This is a genomic window from Vibrio sp. 2134-1 (assembly GCF_033339495.1).
The window spans coordinates 1-1,006 of sequence record NZ_JAWOUS010000155.1 but is presented as its reverse complement, the minus strand read 5'-3'; the positions used below and the strand labels follow the sequence as shown (position 1 = coordinate 1,006).

1 protein-coding gene is annotated in these 1,006 nt (G+C 37.6%); it reads right to left on the bottom strand.

Translation table 11 applies throughout. The annotated features are described in order from the left end of the window. Positions 1-226 precede the first annotated feature (226 nt). A complete protein-coding gene (locus R7R78_RS24590) occupies positions 227-898 on the bottom strand; it encodes a hypothetical protein (protein ID WP_225474432.1) in 672 nt (223 codons plus the stop codon). Between the last annotated feature and the right edge of the window lie 108 nt (positions 899-1,006).

Genomic DNA, 1,006 nt, shown 5'->3' with positions numbered 1-1,006 from the left:
TGTTTAGCCATAAATCACCTCTCAATTAGACCCTAGAGCTAACTTAGTAAAGTGTCTACTAAACGTGGGGTACTCGGGCATATAACGCCCTGTTAAGGTGTGAGCTACGCAATACCGATGCTTCCGTATACCACCTTAAACACTAAACGCAACGCATAGTAAAAATGCCACGCGTTGCGAATCACTCTTAAACAGTTTGTTAGAATTACGTCTCGGTGCGAGTCTATTAATTTCGGACACCATCACCAAATTCAGTAAAGTCGCTGATTTGACTTAACTTAAACCTGTGTTCAAGGACAAAGGTTGACCACTCCTCTTTAAATATTGGGTCATAATCGTCAAGCTCATTAACATTTTCTTTAGTGAGCATCTTTTTTGTCAGGTAGTTAATGCTAGTAACTTCCTCAACTCTCGGACCTCGATTAGCGCTTTCATCATAACCGATTAACTCAAGATCCGAATCTTGGTAACGGAAGTTGTACCTCCAATACCCATATCGACCATGTGCAAAATGAATATATAAGTTTCCTTTTTTTATACTTATTTCGATATATGGAACCATATATACACCTCCATCTTCATCATCAGAAAAGAAGCAATTGTCATTTTCAACAACAACGTCGTATTTGTTGTTATTTCTTAAAGCAACAATAATTCCTCTTCGGTTGAGATCTAACTTACCACGGAACTCATCAGTGAAAATTTTGTTTTGATCTGTACCTTGTATCATCAAAACAATATCGTCTCGACTATCTCCATTTAGGTCACCATGAATAGCCTCAATTATGGTATGACCATTAGGAACGATTTCCTGATAGGGGCTATCAAAGTCGATTTTTTCTTGTGCTAAAACGTTTGCTCCAAATAGCAAAACTGATAATAAAAGTAACTCTTTCATTTCTAACTCTATGATTTTTTGAATAGTAAGTTTGGTGTACCCCACAAAAAGTAGACAGTACATAACTACATACTTTCGTACTCAACTGGGCTGACATGCCCCAACGCT